Annotated in this window: 15 protein-coding genes; 5 read left to right on the top strand and 10 right to left on the bottom strand. The window is 54.0% G+C overall.

Translation table 11 applies throughout. From position 1 onward, the window contains the following. The first annotated feature begins 2 nt into the window (after positions 1-2). Both xylA and ACN0IC_RS12695 read left to right on the top strand, forming a co-directional pair. The gene (gene xylA, locus ACN0IC_RS12700; RefSeq protein ID WP_416879157.1) at positions 3-1,319 is read left to right on the top strand and encodes a xylose isomerase; all 1,317 of its coding nucleotides are present in this window, start codon (positions 3-5) and stop codon (positions 1,317-1,319) included. A gap of 151 nt (positions 1,320-1,470) precedes the next feature. Continuing rightward, a complete protein-coding gene (locus ACN0IC_RS12695; RefSeq protein WP_416879156.1) occupies positions 1,471-2,790 on the top strand; it encodes an amidohydrolase family protein in 1,320 nt (439 codons plus the stop codon). Between the two features lie 25 nt (positions 2,791-2,815). On the opposite strand, the gene ACN0IC_RS12690 is transcribed toward ACN0IC_RS12695, so the two are convergent. The 6 genes from ACN0IC_RS12690 to ACN0IC_RS12665 all read right to left on the bottom strand — a co-directional run bounded on the left by ACN0IC_RS12690 (position 2,816) and on the right by ACN0IC_RS12665 (position 9,658). Continuing rightward, a complete protein-coding gene (locus ACN0IC_RS12690; protein WP_416879155.1) occupies positions 2,816-4,024 on the bottom strand; it encodes an endo-1,4-beta-xylanase in 1,209 nt (402 codons plus the stop codon). A 105-nt stretch (positions 4,025-4,129) separates the two neighbouring features. After that, positions 4,130-4,585, bottom strand: coding sequence for a lactoylglutathione lyase (gene gloA, locus ACN0IC_RS12685; RefSeq protein WP_416879154.1), 456 nt, complete (start codon positions 4,583-4,585; stop codon positions 4,130-4,132). Between the two features lie 15 nt (positions 4,586-4,600). Further along, positions 4,601-6,031 carry a succinylglutamate-semialdehyde dehydrogenase gene (gene astD, locus ACN0IC_RS12680; RefSeq protein WP_416879153.1) on the bottom strand — a complete coding sequence of 477 codons (1,431 nt, stop codon included), beginning with the start codon at positions 6,029-6,031 and terminating at the stop codon, positions 4,601-4,603. Further along, on the bottom strand, positions 6,028-7,308 hold the full coding sequence (locus ACN0IC_RS12675; protein ID WP_416879152.1) for a hydrolase: 1,281 nt from the start codon (positions 7,306-7,308) through the stop codon (positions 6,028-6,030). Before ACN0IC_RS12675 ends, astD begins: the two co-directional genes overlap by 4 nt. Continuing rightward, positions 7,305-8,636, bottom strand: a complete 1,332-nt coding sequence (astB, locus tag ACN0IC_RS12670; RefSeq protein ID WP_416879151.1) for an N-succinylarginine dihydrolase — start codon at positions 8,634-8,636, stop codon at positions 7,305-7,307. The genes ACN0IC_RS12675 and astB overlap by 4 nt, the downstream gene beginning before the upstream one ends. Further along, positions 8,633-9,658 (bottom strand): arginine N-succinyltransferase, encoded by a 1,026-nt coding sequence (locus ACN0IC_RS12665; RefSeq protein ID WP_416879150.1) that lies wholly within the window; start codon positions 9,656-9,658, stop codon positions 8,633-8,635. Before ACN0IC_RS12665 ends, astB begins: the two co-directional genes overlap by 4 nt. Positions 9,659-9,818: 160 nt before the next feature. Between ACN0IC_RS12665 and ACN0IC_RS12660 the strand changes: the two genes are divergently transcribed. The 3 genes from ACN0IC_RS12660 to ACN0IC_RS12650 are packed head-to-tail and all read left to right on the top strand — an operon-like array spanning position 9,819 to position 13,625. Next, the gene (locus tag ACN0IC_RS12660) at positions 9,819-10,886 is read left to right on the top strand and encodes an SMP-30/gluconolactonase/LRE family protein (protein WP_416879149.1); all 1,068 of its coding nucleotides are present in this window, start codon (positions 9,819-9,821) and stop codon (positions 10,884-10,886) included. A gap of 35 nt (positions 10,887-10,921) precedes the next feature. Then, complete coding sequence (locus tag ACN0IC_RS12655; protein WP_416879148.1) at positions 10,922-12,094, top strand: saccharopine dehydrogenase family protein; 1,173 nt, start codon at positions 10,922-10,924, stop codon at positions 12,092-12,094. 55 nt (positions 12,095-12,149) lie between these two features. Further along, on the top strand, positions 12,150-13,625 hold the full coding sequence (locus tag ACN0IC_RS12650; RefSeq protein WP_416879147.1) for a Na+/H+ antiporter NhaC family protein: 1,476 nt from the start codon (positions 12,150-12,152) through the stop codon (positions 13,623-13,625). Here the strand turns inward: ACN0IC_RS12650 and ACN0IC_RS12645 are convergent. From ACN0IC_RS12645 to dnaK, 4 genes are all read right to left on the bottom strand, one after another. Further along, positions 13,622-14,362 carry a tetratricopeptide repeat protein gene (locus tag ACN0IC_RS12645; protein WP_416879146.1) on the bottom strand — a complete coding sequence of 247 codons (741 nt, stop codon included), beginning with the start codon at positions 14,360-14,362 and terminating at the stop codon, positions 13,622-13,624. The two genes, ACN0IC_RS12650 and ACN0IC_RS12645, sit on opposite strands and share 4 nt — an antisense overlap. An 85-nt stretch (positions 14,363-14,447) precedes the next feature. After that, positions 14,448-15,602, bottom strand: a complete 1,155-nt coding sequence (gene dnaJ, locus ACN0IC_RS12640; protein WP_416879145.1) for a molecular chaperone DnaJ — start codon at positions 15,600-15,602, stop codon at positions 14,448-14,450. A 49-nt stretch (positions 15,603-15,651) separates the two neighbouring features. Beyond that, the gene (locus tag ACN0IC_RS12635; RefSeq protein WP_416879144.1) at positions 15,652-16,752 is read right to left on the bottom strand and encodes a glycosyltransferase family 4 protein; all 1,101 of its coding nucleotides are present in this window, start codon (positions 16,750-16,752) and stop codon (positions 15,652-15,654) included. A 74-nt stretch (positions 16,753-16,826) separates the two neighbouring features. Then, positions 16,827-18,740: a molecular chaperone DnaK gene (dnaK, locus tag ACN0IC_RS12630; RefSeq protein WP_416879143.1), complete on the bottom strand. Its 1,914-nt coding sequence runs from the start codon at positions 18,738-18,740 to the stop codon at positions 16,827-16,829. Positions 18,741-18,810 lie beyond the last annotated feature (70 nt).

Here is an 18,810-nt window from a genome sequence, read left to right as displayed (position 1 = left end):
TTATGAGCGGCTACTTCGATCATATCGACCCCATCAAATATGAGGGGAAAGACAGCCAGAACCCGTTGGCTTTCAAATATTACGACGCGACTAAAGAGCTTATGGGCAAAACCATGGCGGATCACCTCCGTTTTGCGGTTTGCTATTGGCATAATTTCTGCTGGGATGGATTTGATGTTTTCGGCGGCGGAACCTTTAACCGCCCTTGGCACGGCGGAGACAATGACCAAGCCGCTGCAGAAGCCAAACTCGACGCGGCCTTTGATTTCTTTGACAGACTTGGAAATCCTTTTTTCTGTTTTCACGATATTGATGTCATGGCGGCGTCCGAAACGCCCAAGGAACATGTCGAAAATTTCCATAAGATCCTGGATAAAATCGAAGGTAAAATGGATTCCTCGGACGTGAAGCTCCTCTGGGGCACAGCAAATATGTTCTCCCACCCACGCTATATGTCCGGCGCGTCCACAAACCCAAATCCGGACGTTGCGGCCTTTGCGGCGCTTCAAGTCAAAGAGGCGCTTGAGGCAACGCATCGCTTGGGCGGACAAGGCTATGTTCTCTGGGGCGGCCGCGAAGGTTATGACACCATTCTGAACACAAATGTGAAACAGGAAATGCAGCAATTAGGGCGGTTCCTGACTATGGTGGTAGAGCACAAACACAAGATCGGGTTTGACGGCGACATTTGGGTCGAGCCGAAACCGCATGAGCCCACAAAACACCAATATGACCGCGATGTCGGGACGATTTACGGCTTCCTTAAGGAATATGGTCTGGAAAACGAAGTCGGCGTCAATATTGAACCCAACCACGCCACCCTGGCCGGAAATAGTTTCGAGCATGAAATTGAAATGGCGAATGCATTTGGAATGTTTGGCTCTATCGATTTTAACCGCGGCGACCCGCAAAATGGATGGGACACGGATCAATTCCCGAACGACCTTCGCGAAACAACCATGGCGCTTTATTATATTCTGAAAGGCGGCGGCTTTAAAAAAGGCGGCGCGAATTTTGATGCGAAAGTCCGCCGTCAATCCATCGACGCTGTGGATCTGTTCCACGGCCATATCGGCGCGATGGATCTCTTGGCGCGCAGTCTGGAGAATGCGGTCACCATGATTGAAAACGATCAATTGCAAAAAATGAAGGATGAGCGTTACGCCGGATGGGCCTCCGGACTGGGCGCTGACATGCTCGCAGGGAAAACCTCGCTGGAGGATATGGCCGCTGCCTGTCTGAAAGAAAACAAATCACCAAAGCCTGTATCAGGTCACCAGGAGCTGCTTGAAAACATTGTCACCCAGGCGGCGAAGTAACTTTTTCCTGCGCTGGTCCCACCCCTGCGCAGGAACTCCCGCTTTTGCTCTGATGATTAGACGTATTCAAAATTATTTCCCTTGAGAGGGGCTTTTCTTTGCGTCTGCTCTATGTCCGCCCTATCAAGGCAGAAAATAGAAGGACGTGACCATGCGCATCAAATATTTTCTGACGGTCTACGGGGCGGCCATGCTTATTGGCTCCTTGGCTTTTGCCGATGAACCCGCCAAAGCCTCTTCTGAACCGGAAGCGACCTTAATTGAGGCCGGAAATTTGGTGGATACGGTTTCAGGCCGTGTGCTGGAAAATCAAATGATTCTGGTCGAAAACGGAAAAATTGCGGCTATTGGAGCCAAATCAGAGATTGAGGGAATGACGTTACCCGATGGCGTAAATCGTATTGATCTCTCCGACTATACCGTTCTTCCAGGACTTATGGATAGCCATGTCCACCTTATCGGCAATTCGAACTTGCATGGGTATAAAAGCCTGTCGGAGTCGACACCCAGCGCCGCGATTTACGGCACGGTGAATGCAAGAAAAACTCTCATGGCCGGGTTTACCACGGTTCGAAATGTCGGCGCGCCGGGATTTGCCGATATTGATTTAATGAACGCGATTGACGAGGGCGTCATCACCGGCCCGCGCATGATTCCCGCGGGGCGGTCGATCGGAATTACGGGCGGGCATTGCGACAATAATCTTTTGCCATACGAAGACCAGAAAACCAGCGGCGGCGTCGCCGATGGTCCTTGGGCAGTGCGCGCCAAGGTGCGCGAGAATAATAAATACGGCGCCAAGGTCATAAAGTTCTGCGGCACGGGCGGCGTCCTGTCCAAAGGCACGAAAATCGGCGCGCAGCAATTTTCGTTTGAGGAAATGAAAGCCATCGTCGATGAAGCGCATCTGCTTGGCCTTAAAGTGGCGGTTCACGCCCATGGGGAAGACGGCATCAATACGGCCATCCGCGCCGGAGTGGATTCGGTTGAACATGCGAGCTTTATTTCAGATGAGGGTATTGCCGAAGCCAAGAAGCGCGGGACCTATCTCTCCATGGATATTTATGTCTCCGACTATATTCTCTCCGAAGGCGAAGAAGCGGGCATATTGGAAGAGAGCCTCGCCAAGGAACGCACTGTCGGCAAGAAACAACGCGAGCGGTTTCAAGCCGCCGTTGAGGCGGGCGCAAATATCGCTTTCGGCACGGACGCCGGAGTCTATCCCCATGGCGATAATGGCCGCCAGATGAAATATATGGTGAAATGGGGTCTGACCCCGATGCAGGCGCTTCAGGCCGCAACAATTAATAACGCCAAATTGTTCGGCGTTGAGGATATGTCAGGGTCGCTGGAGGCGGGAAAATATGCCGACATAATTGCCGTTGACGGCGATCCCATCGCGGATGTGAGCGAACTCGAGGACGTTGACTTTGTTATGAAGGGCGGCGTGATCTATAAAGCGGCGGAATAAATATATTCGCCGCTAATTGAAGACTTCAAATTTCGTAAGCCGGATCGGTGATGGCGTGGAAAGCGGGTTTTGGTTCGCCGTCCCTGTCAAAAAGAAGCGGGTAATTAAACCTCTCGGCGGGATTGCTATTCAACCAACTATCTCCGTCCCGCACGCCCCAGAACGTTACGGATTCCACGCTGGGTTTCGTGACCAGGCGGTCAAAGATGTTTCTGAGCAAACGCGCTTGATCTGCCAATAGGTCCGCCGGCGGGTTCGGTCCCAAATCGGGCTGACAATTCGTTCCGGTTTCATAGCAGGTTCCGGGGTCCTGATAAAAACTCACATCCAGCTCTGTGATATGATTAATTAATCCGCCAAATTCATTATCAACTACTTCAATCGCGGAGATTGCGTCTTCGGGTGACGTGTTCAGCCGAAGGTGGAATTGGTGACCCACCCCGTCAATCGGGATGTTGCGATCCCGGAATCGCCGGAGAATCTCGACCATATATCCCCGTTTAATGGAGTCTTCGGTATTATAATCACTCAGAAAGAGCTGCGCGGACGGATCTGAGGCGCGGGCGGCGAGAAAGGCCCAGTCGAGATAGTCCCCGTTACCAACCGCATTGAACCAATTGGTCCGCCTGTCAGGCCCGACGCCATTATTTCCATTATATATATCAGTCGAGATAACTTCATTGGTTACATCCCAGACTTTTACGCGGTCTTTAAAATGAGTGACAACCGTATTGATATAGTCTTCCAAACGGGCGCGAATGTCGTCTCTAGAGCCCTGAAGGAAATAATCCGGCGTGGCTTCATGCCAGAGCAGGGCATGACCCCTGACGCTCATATTGTTTTCGAGTGCCCAATCAATCACCCGATCGGCCCCGTCAAACTCATAAACACCTTCGCTTGGCGCAAGGATGTCCGGCTTCATCTGATATTCAGGGGTCACGCTGTTGAACTGTGACATGGCTAAATCCGAAGACATGTCCCCCCGATTAATTTGAAGGCTGGAAAGGGCTGTCCCGATCTCAAAGTTATTCCTGAATTTATTTCGAAGAAATCCCTCTGACAACTCCCCGCTTCCGGCCGGCGGCGGCGGTGGAGGCGGCGGTGGAGGAGGAGGAGGCGGTGGAGGGGCCACGGCAACAGGCGCGGCGCCGCCCCCGCCTCCTCCACAGGCAGACAGCATCAACGCGCTTGCGCCGCCAAGAAGTCTTAGTCTGTCTCTTGCAGAGAAATTCACCGCGTCCGTCCCAAAGCTTTCTATCCAAAGTCAGTTGGGAGGCTTTTTACAGAAAGCGATTAAATCCGGTTTAAAAGAGAGGCTTAATAGCCTCTTAAGCCAGGCCTACCACTCTCCAGTGTTTTCCATTTTCGACCATGGCTCTTGGGGTTTCAGGCTCGCGCCTTTTTGCAAAAGCTCTATTGAAATGTTGTCAGGGGACCGAACAAAAGCCATATGACCATCGCGCGGCGGACGGTTAATTGTCACGCCGTGTTCTTGCAGGCGTTCACAAGCGGCGTAGATATCATCGACGCGATAAGCGAGATGACCAAAATTACGCCCGCCGGAATACGTTTCTTGCTTACCGTCTTCGCCCGGCCAGTTATAGGTCAGCTCCAGTTCGGGCGATTTATCTTTATGTGCCGCTTCGACATTTCCCGGCGCCGCCAGATAGACAAGCGTAAATTTTCCGGCTTCGACGTCGAACCGGCGCGTCTCGACGAGGCCCAATGCATCGCGGTAGAATTTCAGGCTCGCGTCCAGATCCTTGACGCGCACCATAGTGTGTAAATATTCCATAATATCACCCTCGCCTTATTTAATTCCGACCATAGGCGGAGAGCTTGGCGTTTTGGCGACTTGCCCGGCCTGAGGCCAGGCGCAGTAATCCGCCGCGTAATAGGCGCCGGGACGGAAATTTCCTGACAGACCCGGACCGCCGAACGGCAGGGACGACGCCGCGCCGGTCGTCGGCTTGTTCCAATTCAGAATACCGGCTTTCATCTGAAGGCTGGCCTGTTCCCAAAGGTCCGCGTTTTCGCTCACCAATCCGCCGGATAATCCAAATCTTGTATCATTGGCTTTCTGGATCGCCGCGTCGAAATCCTTTGCGCGGTAAACCTGCAGGAGCGGACCAAACAGCTCTTCATCGGCAACATTTGAAGCGCCCGACATATCGATCAGGGCCGGATGAACAAAAGCGCCATCCGTTTTCACCGGCACGATAGGGTCTCCGCCCGATTTAATTAATTCGGCCTCAAACTCTTCGGCCATTTGGGCAGAGCGTTTGGACGCCACGGGTCCCATAAAGACCTCTTCGTCCCATTTCCCGATAGTCGTTTGGCCGATACGCGTTTTAAGCGCGCTAATCACCTGATTCCCGAACTTTCCTTCCGGGAGGATGAGCCGCCGCGCGCAAGTGCATCGCTGACCCGCCGTGATATAGGCGCTGAAAAAGGCAATATCGGCCGCGGCCTGAACGTCTCCGTCCCAGACGATCAGGGGATTATTGCCGCCCATCTCTAGCGCCAGAATAATATTTGGTCGTCCGGCGAAATGTTTGTGAAATGCCGTTCCGGTGGTAGCAGACCCTGTAAATAATAGGCCATTGATATCGGCGTTGAGAAGGGCCTGACCTGTCTCGCGTCCGCCCTGAACCACATTCAAGCAGCCTTTTGGCAGACCTGCTTCTTCAAAAGCGGCGACCATCAACGCAGCGACAGAGGGGGTAAGCTCGGACGGCTTGAAGACACAGGCGTTCCCGGCAAGAAGCGCCGGAATAATATGGCCATTCGGCAAATGACCGGGGAAGTTAAAAGGCCCAAAGACCGCCATCACCCCATGCGGGCGGTGTGTCAGACTCAGTCCCCCGTCAGATTTGTCACCGGCGCGTTCAGCTTGAGCGCGGATAGAATGGCCGACTTTTCCCGCCATAGCGCCGACTTCTGTGCGAGCTTCCCAGAGAGGTTTACCCATATCGCGGGAGATGGCGTAAGCGATGTCTTCGGCTTTAGATTTAAGCGCGTCCGCATATTTTTCCAAAATGCGAATACGTGCTTCTCGCTGTACGGCGGCCCATTTCGGCTGTGCGGCGCGGGCCTTGGCAACGGCCTCATTAACCTGATCCGCACTCGCGGCATGGCCTTGCCAAACGCTTTCACCGGTGGCGGGGCAAAGACTTTCAAAGGGGTCGCCTTGGCCTTCTGACCATTTTCCGCCGGAATAAATATCTTCTGTCTTACTCATGATTGACCCATTAATTTTTTGATTTCGGGGGCGTTAATACGCCCGTCGGCGATACGGTTGAGCAGGAGCGCAGCGAGGCCCGCTCTTTCGGAGAGGCTTTCGACAACGAAATATTCTTCGTCTGAATGAATTCGCCCGCCTCTGACGCCCAACGTATCGACATTCGGCGTTCCGGCGGCGAAGACATTATTGCCTTCACATACCCCGCCCGTATCCTTGAATTGGAGCTCAAGACCCAGAGCCTTGCCCGTGGCCTGAACGTCGGAGAGGAGTTGATCCTGCGCCGCGTTTCGCGGTTTAGGCGGGCGGTAGAACCCGCCATGCGTATGGGCTTTTATGCCGTCGCGGCTGTCTAGCACATCTTTCAGGGCAGCTTTGACCGCGCTGTCGGCCCAGTCTGCGTCATCGGGCGTCGGGGCGCGGGCGCCCAGCCGAAGAATGCCGAGGTCGGGGACGATATTGACCGCATTGCCGCCGTCAATTTTACCGACATTGAACGTCACGCCTTCGCGCTGCCCGTTCAAGGCTTCGATACGGAGCGACAGATCAGCGGCGGCCCAGATAGCGGAGCGCCCGGCTTCCGGCGCGCGCCCAGCGTGGGAGGCTTTGCCGTGGAAAACGATATCCCAGATACCGGAGCCTTTCCGGGCCCCGGCCAGACTGTCGCAATCCATTGCGGGTTCGAAAGTCAGCCCGATATGAGCGTCTTTGGCCGCGGCGTGCAGGAAGGGCGAAGAAGCAAAATTCCCTGTTTCTTCATCCGGCGTCAGAATTATTTCATAGCCGAGCTTGTCTTTAAATGGGCCGGCTTCAAAGGCGCGCATGGCGTCAATCATGACGGTCAGTCCGCCTTTCATGTCGGCCAGGCCGGGGCCGTTTAATTTTCCCTCGCCCAAATCCTTGATCTCGGTGAAGGTGCCGGGCGGAAAAACCGTGTCGTAATGACCTGTCATGACAACCCGTAGCGGGGCGTCGAGGCGCGCCTGCGCGCGAAGCACGGGCCCGGTCTGAAAATATTCTTTTTCGCCCTTATTATTTATTTCTTCGATTGGTTCAGTCGTCAGGGCTTCTACATTGGCGTCGAGTTCAGACAGAGCCTCTAATATGAGGGGATATAATTCATTTAGCCCGTCTGCGTTCAAACTACCCGTATTGATAAGTGACCAGCTTTTGACGCGCTCCAGCATAAAGTCCTGACGGGACTTTACGGTTTCAAGAACGGCTTTATCCTCTTCGCTCAGGGCGGAGAGAGAAATCATATCTGTGACGGCATTCATGCGATGCCTCCTTCCATTTGGAAATCATAAACCGCGCCGAGAGACAGCATTTGCGTCAGCTCATCCAGAGCGGCGCGGCATTCGGTCATCAGCTCGGGATCACCCAGATCGTCTCTGACGAGGCGGTCACGATAATGACGTTTGACCCAGCCCTCCAGTTCCGAAATTTTAGTGTCGTTCATCAGCATCGGCGAATGAACTTGCGTGAGTTCGTCGTCCGTTAATTGTACGCGAAGACGCAGGCAGGCCGGGCCGCCGCCATTGCGCATGGACTGGCGAAGGTCGAGATAATGCGCTTCGGAAATCGGATTATTTCCGGACAGGCAATAATCAACAAAGGCTTTGGCCGTTGGGGTTTCTTCCGCATCTTTGGGCAAAATCAGAACCATGGTTCCATTAGGTAAGCTCAAAAGCTGTGAATTAAAGAGGTAGGAGCTGATAGCGTCTTTGAGCGGCATATCCGCCATAAGGAATTCCGGCTCGAAACCGAGGGGCGCTGCCTTGGCGCGAACAGCCTTTTGCATGGCATCGACATCGTCAAAGGCGTCCTTGTGATAGAACATGACTGTGCCATTGGTGACGCAGACAACGTCATTGTGAAACGCCCCGGCATCAATCGCTTTGGCGGACTGACGAAGATAAAGCGTTTTGTCCTCATCCAATTTATGTAGGCGGGCGACAGCCTTTGAGGCTTCCAGAGTCTGGCGGCCGGGAAAGCGCGTTTGATGTGTATCGCGAAAGGCTTCCCGTCCATAAACAAAAATTTCCAGCCCTTTTTGGTCGTGGCTGGCGCACATCCGGTTGTGATTGGCCGCGCCTTCATCCCCGAAAACAGTGTTGGAGGGCAGGGCAGAATGAACAGCCGCTTTGGGCAGGATGGCTTTCAACAGGCGTTCCGTTTGCGGCGCTTCGACAGAACGGTGCGGCATGGCGACAAGGTTGGCTGTGGTCAGATGAACCTGTCCGTCCGCCGCATCCGCCGATGGGGAGACTGTCGCCGCATTCGCCGTCCACATAGGCGAGGCGCTCATCAGATTGGCGACAAGAGAGGGGTTGGCTTTCCAAGCGCTTTCATGAACCGCTTTATCGGATCCGGTGAAGCCGATATTTCTGAGGTAGTGGGTTAGAGGCCGGGCATGAGGCGGCATCACGGCTTGTGGTAAGCCCATTTTGACGAGAGTCCGCATTTTCTCCAGCCCCTGCAAAGCCGCTTCTTTGGGGTTGGAGACATTGCCCCTATTCCCGGCAGAGGCCACATTGCCGAAGCTCAGTCCCGCATAATTATGCGTTGGCCCGACAAGGCCGTCGATATTTAATTCCACACTCATATTGTCTCGTTTCTAACGATCTGGGGTTCTTTCATTTGCGCGATAAAAACCGGATCTGTGCCATTACGGATTTTATCGGCCGTGTGTTCATCGCCAATTTTTTTGACAAGATTGGCCGGTCCCACCGTAGCGCGGAAATTCATTCCAGTTCCGCAGGAATAAAGGCATCTTTCATGACCGTCGACATCGCCGTAGCTCTCAATTTCTGTTGTCGTTCTTGCGATCCAGGTCTTGTCGGTTTGGCACCGCACGGCCGGGCCGCCGTCAAAGACATCGCACATATCGGTTTCTTCAAAGCCAATACTTTTGAGCATATTCATGGCCGGGCGGGAATTGTCATGCGGCCGTCCGGTGCAGTCCGAGACGATAGGCGGCAGGAGGTTGAGCATAATCGGAAGGGCCGGAAGCAGATCAACGATGAAACGCTTATCCACGGTCGAGAGCTTATCCGCATTGTCAAAATCCATCTGAATGAAGCGGGAGGCCAAATGCTTCCAGAACGGCGAAACCCCCTGTTCATCCGTCCAGCCGAGAATTTCCGCCATGAGCCCGTCCTGAAAACTGTCCCGGTTGTTTTGGATATACCCAAACCGTCCGGCAGACAGCAGCCGGGCAAGCCCGGTACCACGGCCCGCTTTTGCCATGAAAAGAGACGCGACTTCGGAATAGGCATAAAAATCCGTCGTGATTTGCAGCGTGTCATAATCAATGGCGAGTTTCGGATTGGTCGCCCGTCCGGAGTGACGGGAGCGTTTGAAATTGTAAAAGGGCACTTCGCCGCCGAGCTTCATGATGATCGCGGAAATGCCTAAAACGACGTTGTCGCGCTCAACAATAAATAAAAGACGGTTGGCGCCTTTTTTCTCCTTCAAAGTCTCAAGCGATTCCTCCACCTGTGCCGTGACGCGCTCTCTGGTGTTGGGCACATTGGTCAGCCCCTCGCGGGCCGTTGAGGTAAACTCCAGAATAGCGTCAATATCCGCTTTCTGTGCCAGCCTGAAAATATCTTTATGCGTATCCAAACCGTATGATCATCCTTTGTGATTTCGTGAAGCCTCTCTCCTATCCGACAGGGCGGCAACCGTAAACAGACAAGACAGGCATTCTCAAGCTGGCTTGTTTAAAGACGCCGCTTTGTCTAGCCTTCCCAAAAGCCGGGAACGCCCTGGCCGGGGGACATATATGAAAATGGCAGTCTTTATATTCGGGGCAGTCTTTATCGCCATTCTGGCTTATCTATTACTTTGGCCGGTTCCGATAAATCCGCAAAGCTGGGACGCTCCTGCGGATGAGGGCTATATCGGCGCGTTTACTCCGAATGACGCTTTGGCCGAATTGACGGAGATTGCTCTGCCAGACGGTCATTACGGTCCGGAAGACCTCGTCGAAAAGGACGGCTTAATTTACATGTCGACCCAAACGGGGTGGATACTCTCATTCGATCCCGTCACCGGAAGGACGGCAGAATTTGCTGAAACAGGCGGAAAACCCCTGGGACTGGAAGTTTATAATGGCCGCCTTTATGTGGCCGATGCTTATAAAGGTCTTTTGGAGATCGACCAGAGCGGAGAAGTGAAAGGTCTCACAAATAGCGTCGATGGAACTCCCATTCTTTACGCCGACGATCTGGACATCACCGAGGCCGGACTGATTTATTTCTCAGACGCCAGTACAAAATTCGGCGCGCAGTCCGCCGGATCGACAATGGACGGATCGCTACTCGAAATTATGGAACATGGCCGGACGGGGCGTCTTCTGGTCTACGACCTCACGACGCAGGAAACCCGAAGCGTGGCCGATGGCATTTCTTTCTCAAACGGCGTAGCGATTGCCCCCGATGGACAATCCGTATGGGTTATCGAGACAGGAGAGTACCGCGTTTTGGAAATATCGCCGGAAGGCCGCCGCCGCGTGGTCATAGATAATCTGCCCGGATTTCCCGATAATATAAATCGCGGCCCCGACGGCACCTATCTTTTGGGTCTGGTGTCAAAGCGGGCCAAACCCCTGGATGACCTCTCCTCCAAACCTGTCATGCGCAAAGTGATCTGGCGCCTTCCGGAGTTTCTAAAACCGGCGGCAGAGAATTACGGTTTTGTCGTGCAACTTGATAAGGGCGGAAGGATTGTAAAGACATGGCAGGACCCGGCGGGTGCCTATCCGCTCACAACGGGCGGACTAGTCAGCGGCGACCGTTTATATGTGTCTAGCCTGGGGTCGGAAACTTTGGGTTATCGGCCCTATCCTTAGCCTGTAAGGTAAAAGCAAATAAGAGAGGAAAAGATATGTCAGACCGAGAATTTGAAATTGTCATTTATGGAGCCACAGGATTTACAGGACGATTGGTCGCCGAATATCTGGACAGCGAATATGGCAATGACCTGAAATGGGCAATGGCCGGACGCTCACAGGACAAGCTTGAATCCGTTCGAGATGAAATGGGCATTTCTAAAGACGTCGCCCTGATTGTCGCTAACTCCGATAAACCGGAAACGCTCTCGGACATGGCCAAGCAAACCAAAGCCGTCATCACCACGGTTGGTCCTTACCAGCTTTACGGCGAGCCTTTGGTCAAGGCCTGCGTCGAGGCCGGCACGGATTATGTCGACCTGTGCGGAGAGCCCGCCTGGATGCATGATATTATTGAGAAATATGACGCCCCGGCGAAAGAGAGCGGATCGCGTGTTGTGCTGTCCTGTGGCTTTGATTCCATTCCTTTTGATATGGGCGTTTATTTTCTCCAGCGTCACGCCAATGAAGCTATAGGTAAACCCCTCCCAAAAATCCGGGGACGTGTCCGTAAAATGAAAGGGACATTTTCAGGCGGCACGGCGGCAAGCTTTGCCGAAACGATGAAACGCGCCAAGAAACAGCCGGAAATTCTGGACTGGTTGAAGGATCCGTTTTCTTTGGTGCCAAACTTTACGGGCCCGGCCCAACCGACCGGCCATAAGCCTATCCATGAAAAAGACATCGACAGCTGGTCCGCGCCCTTTGTCATGGCCTCCATAAATACAAAAAATGTTCACCGCTCCAACGCCTTAATGGGCCATGCCTACGGCGAAGGTTTTACCTATGACGAAATGATTTTGACGGGGTCGGGCGAGAAGGGCGAAGCGGCAGCAAAGCATGTCGCGGAAACGGACACCTTCGGAAAGAACCCGCCGAAACCGGGTGAGGGGCCGTCCAAAGAAGAGCGCGAGAACGGTTTTTACGATATTCTTTTCATCGGCAATACCGAAGACGGCAATCAAATGATGGCAAGCGTTAAGGGAGATAAGGATCCGGGCTATGGCTCGACCTCTAAAATGATTTCCGAAAGCGCGCTGACACTGGTCAAAGATGTTGGACGGGACCAAACAGGCGGCGGCGTTTACACAACGGCTCCTGCTCTGGGCGTCGCATTGATTGACCGTTTGCAGGATCATGCCGGCCTGACATTTACGCTCGAAGGATAAATCTAATTAACGCGCCTCCCTTCCCAGGCGCTTTAATTTAGCTTAACGCGGAGAGATGGAAACTTACGGCCTTCTTTCTCTTCTGCCGCCTGTCTTGGCAATTGTCCTTGCGCTTTGGACGCGTCAGGTTTTCCTGTCGCTTCTCTTGGGGATTGCCTCCGGCTTTCTTATCCTTGCAGGCGGAAACCCGCTGCAAGGTACGCTCGATACGCTCGGCGGATTCGTCGCCGTCTTTGAGAGCAATTATAATACCGAAATCATTATCTTCACCCTGCTTATCGGGGCTTTGATTGCCTTGATACAGCGCGCCGGAGGCGTCGAAGGATTCGTCAATCGCGTCCTGAATTGGCTGCAAGCCAAGGCGGCTAAAGCCGACGGAAAAGGCCAACGCAAAAAGGTCGAACTTCTCGCCGTTCTGACCGGCATGCTGATTTTCGTCGAGAGCAATATTTCCACTCTTACGGTCGGCACGCTCTATCGCCCCGTCACAGATAAGCTCAACATCCCTCGTGAAAAGCTCGCTTATATTGCGGACAGCACCTGCGCGCCCGCTTGTATTTTGATTCCGCTCAATGCCTGGGGGGCCTATGTCATGGGATTGCTGGCAGAGCAGAATGTGGAGGAGCCAGTTTCTATGCTGGTCGGGGCCGTGGCTTTCAATTTCTATCCCATGCTGGCCATAGCTCTTTTGGTTCTCGTCATCTTAACAGGCCGCGATTTCGGCGAGATGAAAAAGGCGGAAACCCGCGCCAAGACCGAAAACAAGATTCTTCGAGACGGAGCCGTTCCCATGATTGCGGGCGACATTACCATGATGGAAGCCAAAGAGGGCGCCGCTCCCAAAGCGCGAAATATGCTCATACCGATTGTGGCGCTGGTCTTGCTGATGCCGGTTTTTCTTATCTTTACGGGCTGGGCTCCGTTGGCGGAGGCGCCTAATGCCTTTTTCGACATCATCAATCGGGCGTCCGGGTCTAAATCCGTTCTCTATTCCGTTTGCGGAGCGATACTGGTCTCTATGGCCTTAAATAAATCACAAGGCATTATGGGCATTCGGGAAATGGTGGATGTTATTCTAAAGGGGATGTCCGGCATGGTGCCTTTGGCTTTGCTCATGGTGTTCGCCTTTGCCTTGGGAACGCTTTGCGGGGACCTCGGAACCGGAATATATGTCGCTGAACAGGCCAAACCGTTCCTCTCGCCCGCACTCGTACCGGCGCTGATTTTTATCATTAGCGGATTTATTGCGTTCTCGACGGGGACAAGTTGGGGCACATTTGCGATCATGATCGCAATAGCGGTCCCGCTTGCGCAGGGCTTGGATACAAATGTTACCCTCGCGGTGGCGGCGGCGCTCGGCGGAGGGGTCTTTGGCGATCATTGCAGCCCGACTTCTGATACGTCGATTATTACCTCTATGGCGACGGCCAATGATCATATTGACCATGTCAGGACGCAGCTCCCTTACGCCCTTCTGGCCGGAGCAGGGGCTACGTTCCTCTATTTGGCACTAGGGTTTTCCGGCGTTTAGGAAGGCGAAGCCGAGAGAGCTTTTCCGAGGGTGAGCGTAGCCTCGTTCAACGCTTCCAGATCCTTACACCCGTTTCCGCAAGCGCGTCTTTGCTTGTCCAGCTTTTTCAAGTGATTTCCGGCGGCTTCATAATTGCCGTCGCGTAATTCCAGTAATCCCAGACGCATGCGCGCGTCGTAATTGCGGTAATTATGCTCCAGCGATTCAGAGAAGCTTTCTTTGGCTTCGGCAAATTTTCCAAGCTGAATTTGCGACAGGCCGCTCATATAGCGGGAAAAACCGAAATCCTCATACGTAATTTCACCGTCAGCATTCAACGAGGTTATCGCCTGAATGTTGGAAGAAGAAGCCGCATTGGACGCGGAAGTTGAAGACAGATTGAGGGTTGGGGCAGAGGAGCCTCCATCCGTACTTCCGCCAGCGGAGCTGACCTGTGAGAGGCCAGAAGAAAGTTGCGCGCTGATGTCGGCATTGGACATTGTCCGCGCAGCGCGTTTCACGGCCCGCTCCGACCGCTTTAATGACTGGAAGTGATTTTCAAATTCGATTTCGGCTGTGGCGTAATCGCCGGCGTTGAAGGCCCGCATCGCTCTATTGCCGGATTGCCCGCGCTGACCATAGGCGATGATCTCGTCTACGGGGGCTTCTTCCGAAGCGGTCTTGGCGGACTCCTGGGCATAAGCGGCGGTGGAAACAGCGCAGCAAAGCGCAGCTGAAAACAAAGCGGACTTAAACATATTCAGACTCCGATAGTTAGAGGCTGAATATACCAGACTTTCCGGAGGAATAAAATAGAGGGCCCAAAAGCGGCCCTTTCTAGATTTAGTCTACCAATTCGTCCCAAAAAGCGCGGGCTTTATCGAAGAAGTTTTTGCTCTCCGGGCTGATCTCATCCCCGCCTTCTTTTGCAAATTCCTCCAGAATCTCTCTCTGACGTTTATTCAGCTTTGACGGGGTTTCCACGCTCAGTTCGACATACATGTCGCCGCGTTGATGAGACCGTAAAGTGCTCATCCCTTTTCCGCGCAGGCGCATACGGCGGCCGGACTGGCTACCTTCGGGAATTTTGAGTTTGGAGCGCCCGCCGTCAATTGTCGGGATTTCAATTTCCCCGCCAAGCGCCGCCGTCGTCATAGGGACGGGCGTTCGGCAAAAGAGGTTCGCGCCTTCGCGTTCAAATAAATTATGAGGCTTAATAGACACAAAGATATAAAGATCGCCGCGCTGACCGGGGCCGCCGCGTTTCGGCGCCGCGTCGCCCTGGCCGGAAAGCCGGATACGGGTGCCGTCTTCCACGCCTGCCGGAATGGATACATCCAGAGCTGTTGGCTGGCGCACCTGGCCTTGACCGTCACAGGATTTGCAGGGGTCAGACACATATTCGCCTTGCCCGCCGCACGTTGTGCAAGGCCGCTCCATAGTAAAGAAACCCTGTTGGGTCCGCACGCGGCCTGCGCCGCCGCAGGTAGAGCAGGTTTCAATCGAGGCGCCGGGTTCTGCCCCGACCCCGTCGCAGCGCTCACAGTCCTCGGCGATCGGAATTTCAATATCTATATCCTTGCCGTTAAAGGCGTCTTCCAGAGAGATTTCCATTTCATAGCGAAGGTCAGACCCCCGCTGAACAGATTGGCGTCCGCGTCCGCCGCCAAACATATCGGCGAACCCGCCGCCTGCTGCGCCGCCGCCGAAAATCTGACTGAAAATATCGCCAAAATCCTGGAAACCTGCGCCGCCGCCCATGCCGCCGCCCTGTTGAAAGGCGGCATGACCCATTCGGTCATAAGCGGCGCGTTTTTGTCCATCAGACAGCACGCCATACGCTTCGTTCAGTTCTTTAAAGCGGGCTTCGGCTTCGGGGTCGTCTGGATGCCGGTCCGGGTGACACTCCATCGCTTTCTTCCGAAAGGCGGATTTCAGTGATTTGGCATCAGCGTTTTTAGCGACGCCTAATGTTTCGTAATAGTCGCGTTTTGCCACGGCTTATATCCCTTGATTGTCGTCTGGACAGTATTTCTCGCCGCCCGATTTAGCTCAGCGCAAGAATGTCTCCGATCTGGCGATCCCATAGGAGTGTTTGCGCTTGTGCATAGGCAGCGTCACCCATGTGGGAAGCACGGTCCGGTTCGTCAATAAGCCCTTGCAGGGCAATGACAACTTCCTCGAGATTTTCTCCGTCCACAACAAGGCCGGTTTTACTGTGCTGCACGGCATCCGGCGCGCCGCCTGCGTTTCCGGATATGCTGGGGAGGCGGTGCAGGCCCGCTTCGATATAGGTAATCCCGAAGCCTTCGCACTGATCGCCAACCTGTCGTCCGGGCTGCATATAGATGTCGGCGCTGTCAAAGAGGGCGGATTTTCGGCCTCCTTCGACTCGTCCGGCAAAGGTAATGCGTCCCGATAAATTAGCGTTTTCGACAATCTCTTTCAGCCTGTCCAGATCCGGTCCGGTTCCGGCAATGACCATCTGGGCTTTAATGTCTTTGAGTGTGAGTTGGCGCAAAGCCGTAATCGCTGTGTCTATCCCTTTCCAGTCTACAAGCCGGCAGAGAGCCAGCAGACGCGTTCCCTCCGCAGGCCACAGATTCTCTGCAAATGTTTTGTCCGTCTCCGTTACTGGCTCCGGCTCGGAAACCGGATTAGGGCGTACATGCGGCTCGGGACCGCCAGTATGGGGCAGATAGGCTTCGACGCGCAGCGCCGTTTGCGACGAAACAGCGATAATATAATCGGCCTTTTCCAGAGATCTCATAATCCGGGCCGTCTTGGAGCTGTTGGGATCTTTGGGAAATTCATTGCCATGGGCATAAATCAGAACGGGGACATCGATATCCGCGGATAGAAACTCCGCGCTTTTCCAGCTGTCACAGACGAGGCGGCTTACAGGATTATCCTGACAAAACCGTTTGATCGCAGAGGCTTTGTTTCGTCTGCGCCATTGTTTCAAACCACTGAATCGGCGCACCATGTAAGGGGCGTCCGCGTCCCGGTCATAAGCCACGGCGCGGCGGTCCCCATCCGCATAGACGATAACGTCTTCGTGCTTGGCGGCGGCCCGGGCAAAGCCGTCCATCAAGGTCTGAATGCCTCCGGAGCGGGGCGGGAAAGCCTGTGCGGACATCAAAATCATAACTTATCTATCTAATAAAAAACCCTCCGCGCCTAGACGCAGAGGGTATGATTTTAAAAACATTTGCGAAACGCTTAGGACTTGTCGTCGTCCACGTCTTCAAATTCGGCGTCGACAACATCTTCGTCGTCATCGTCTGCCGCGTCAGCTGCCGCAGAGGCCGGGCCGTCATCTTCGTCCTGGGAGTTAGCGTAAATCGCTTCGCCCATTTTCATAACGGCTGCGGTGAGCACCTGAATCTTGTCCGTGATAAGCGCTGTATCATCGGTTTCCGCAACTTCGCGGAGTTCCTTGATCGCGTCTTCAATGGCTTGCTTGTCTTCTTCAGAAAGCTTGTCGCCATGCTCTTTCACGTCAGATTCGGCTTTGTGCGTCAGCGCTTCGGCCTGGTTCTTGGCTTCGGCGAGTTCGCGGCGGGCTTTATCCTCATCCGCATTCGCTTCGGCGTCTTTGACCATGGCTTCGATATCGTCCTCGGACAGACCGCCGCTCGCCTGGATACGGATTTGCTGTTCCTTGCCGGTCGCTTTATCCTTGGCGGACACGTTCACAATGCCGTTGGCGTCGATGTCAAAAGTGACTTCGATTTGCGGCATGCCGCGCGGCGCCGGAGGAATACCCACCAGATCAAATTGACCCAGCAATTTGTTATCGGCGGCCATCTCGCGTTCACCCTGAGAGACCCGGATCGTCACAGCGGACTGATTGTCAGCCGCTGTCGAATAGACCTGGGATTTTTTCGTCGGGATTGTCGTGTTCCGGTCGATCATGCGGGTAAAGACGCCGCCTTCGGTTTCGATACCAAGAGACAGAGGCGTCACGTCAAGCAAGAGAACGTCTTTGACGTCGCCCTGCAAGACACCGGCCTGAATAGCGGCGCCCATGGCGACCACTTCGTCCGGGTTCACCCCTTTATGAGGGTCTTTACCAAAGAAATCGGCCACGGCTTTTTGAACGGCCGGCATACGGGTCATCCCGCCGACCAGAACCACATCATCAATGTCGCCGGCTTTAAGGCCCGCATCGGAAAGCGCCTTTTTACACGGCGCAATGGTGCGTTTGATCAGATCGCCGACAAGCGTTTCCAGCTTGGCGCGTGACAGCTTCATATTCAAATGTTTCGGGCCGGAAGAGTCCGCCGTAATAAAGGGCAGGTTCACTTCATAAGAAGAGGCGGAAGACAGCTCTTTCTTGGCTTTTTCGGCTTCTTCGCGAAGACGTTGCAGGGCGAGCTTGTCGCCTGACAGATCGATGCCTGTGTCTTTTTTGAATTCCGCATTGAAATATTCAACGATAGCCATATCGAAATCTTCACCGCCGAGGAATGTATCCCCATTCGTAGATTTCACTTCAAACACGCCGTCTCCGATTTCGAGGATGGAGACGTCAAATGTACCGCCGCCCAAATCATAAACCGCAATCGTTTTGCCGTCTTCTTTGTCCATGCCGTAAGCGAGCGCCGCCGCTGTCGGCTCGTTGATGATCCGCAGAACCTCGAGACCGGCAATTTTACCGGCGTCTTTTGTAGCCTGACGCTGGGCGTCGTTAAAGTAAGCCGGAACGGTAATGACGGCTTGCGTCACACCGGAGCCCAAATAGTCTTCGGCGGTTTCCTTCATTTTCGTCAGGATCATCGCAGAGACTTCGGACGGGCTGAGCGCTTTGCCGTCGCGGTTTTCAACATAGGCGTCGCCGCCTTTGCCTTTGACAATTTTATACGGGACCATTTTGGCGTCTTTCTTGACAGCCGGGTCAGACATGGCGCGGCCAATCAGACGCTTAATGGCGTAATAAGTGTGTTCCGGGTTAGTCACCGCCTGGCGACGCGCCGGTGTGCCGATGAGGCGTTCGCCGTCTTCCGTAAAGGCGACGACGGATGGGGTCGTGCGTTGACCCTCTGCATTTTCGATAACCCGGGGTTTGTCACCGTCCATTACGGCAACACATGAATTTGTCGTACCCAGGTCAATACCAATCACTTTAGACATGGTTTGCTCCTTTTATGCGGCCCCTTCAAAGGCCACGACGTTAATAATGGGGTGTGTCTGCTCTGTCTGA

This window comes from Litorimonas sp., assembly GCA_029936425.1.
Taxonomy (GTDB): Bacteria; Pseudomonadota; Alphaproteobacteria; order Caulobacterales; family Maricaulaceae; genus Litorimonas.
Note: the sequence above shows the minus strand (reverse complement) of the source record. Positions and strands in the feature narration are given on the sequence as shown.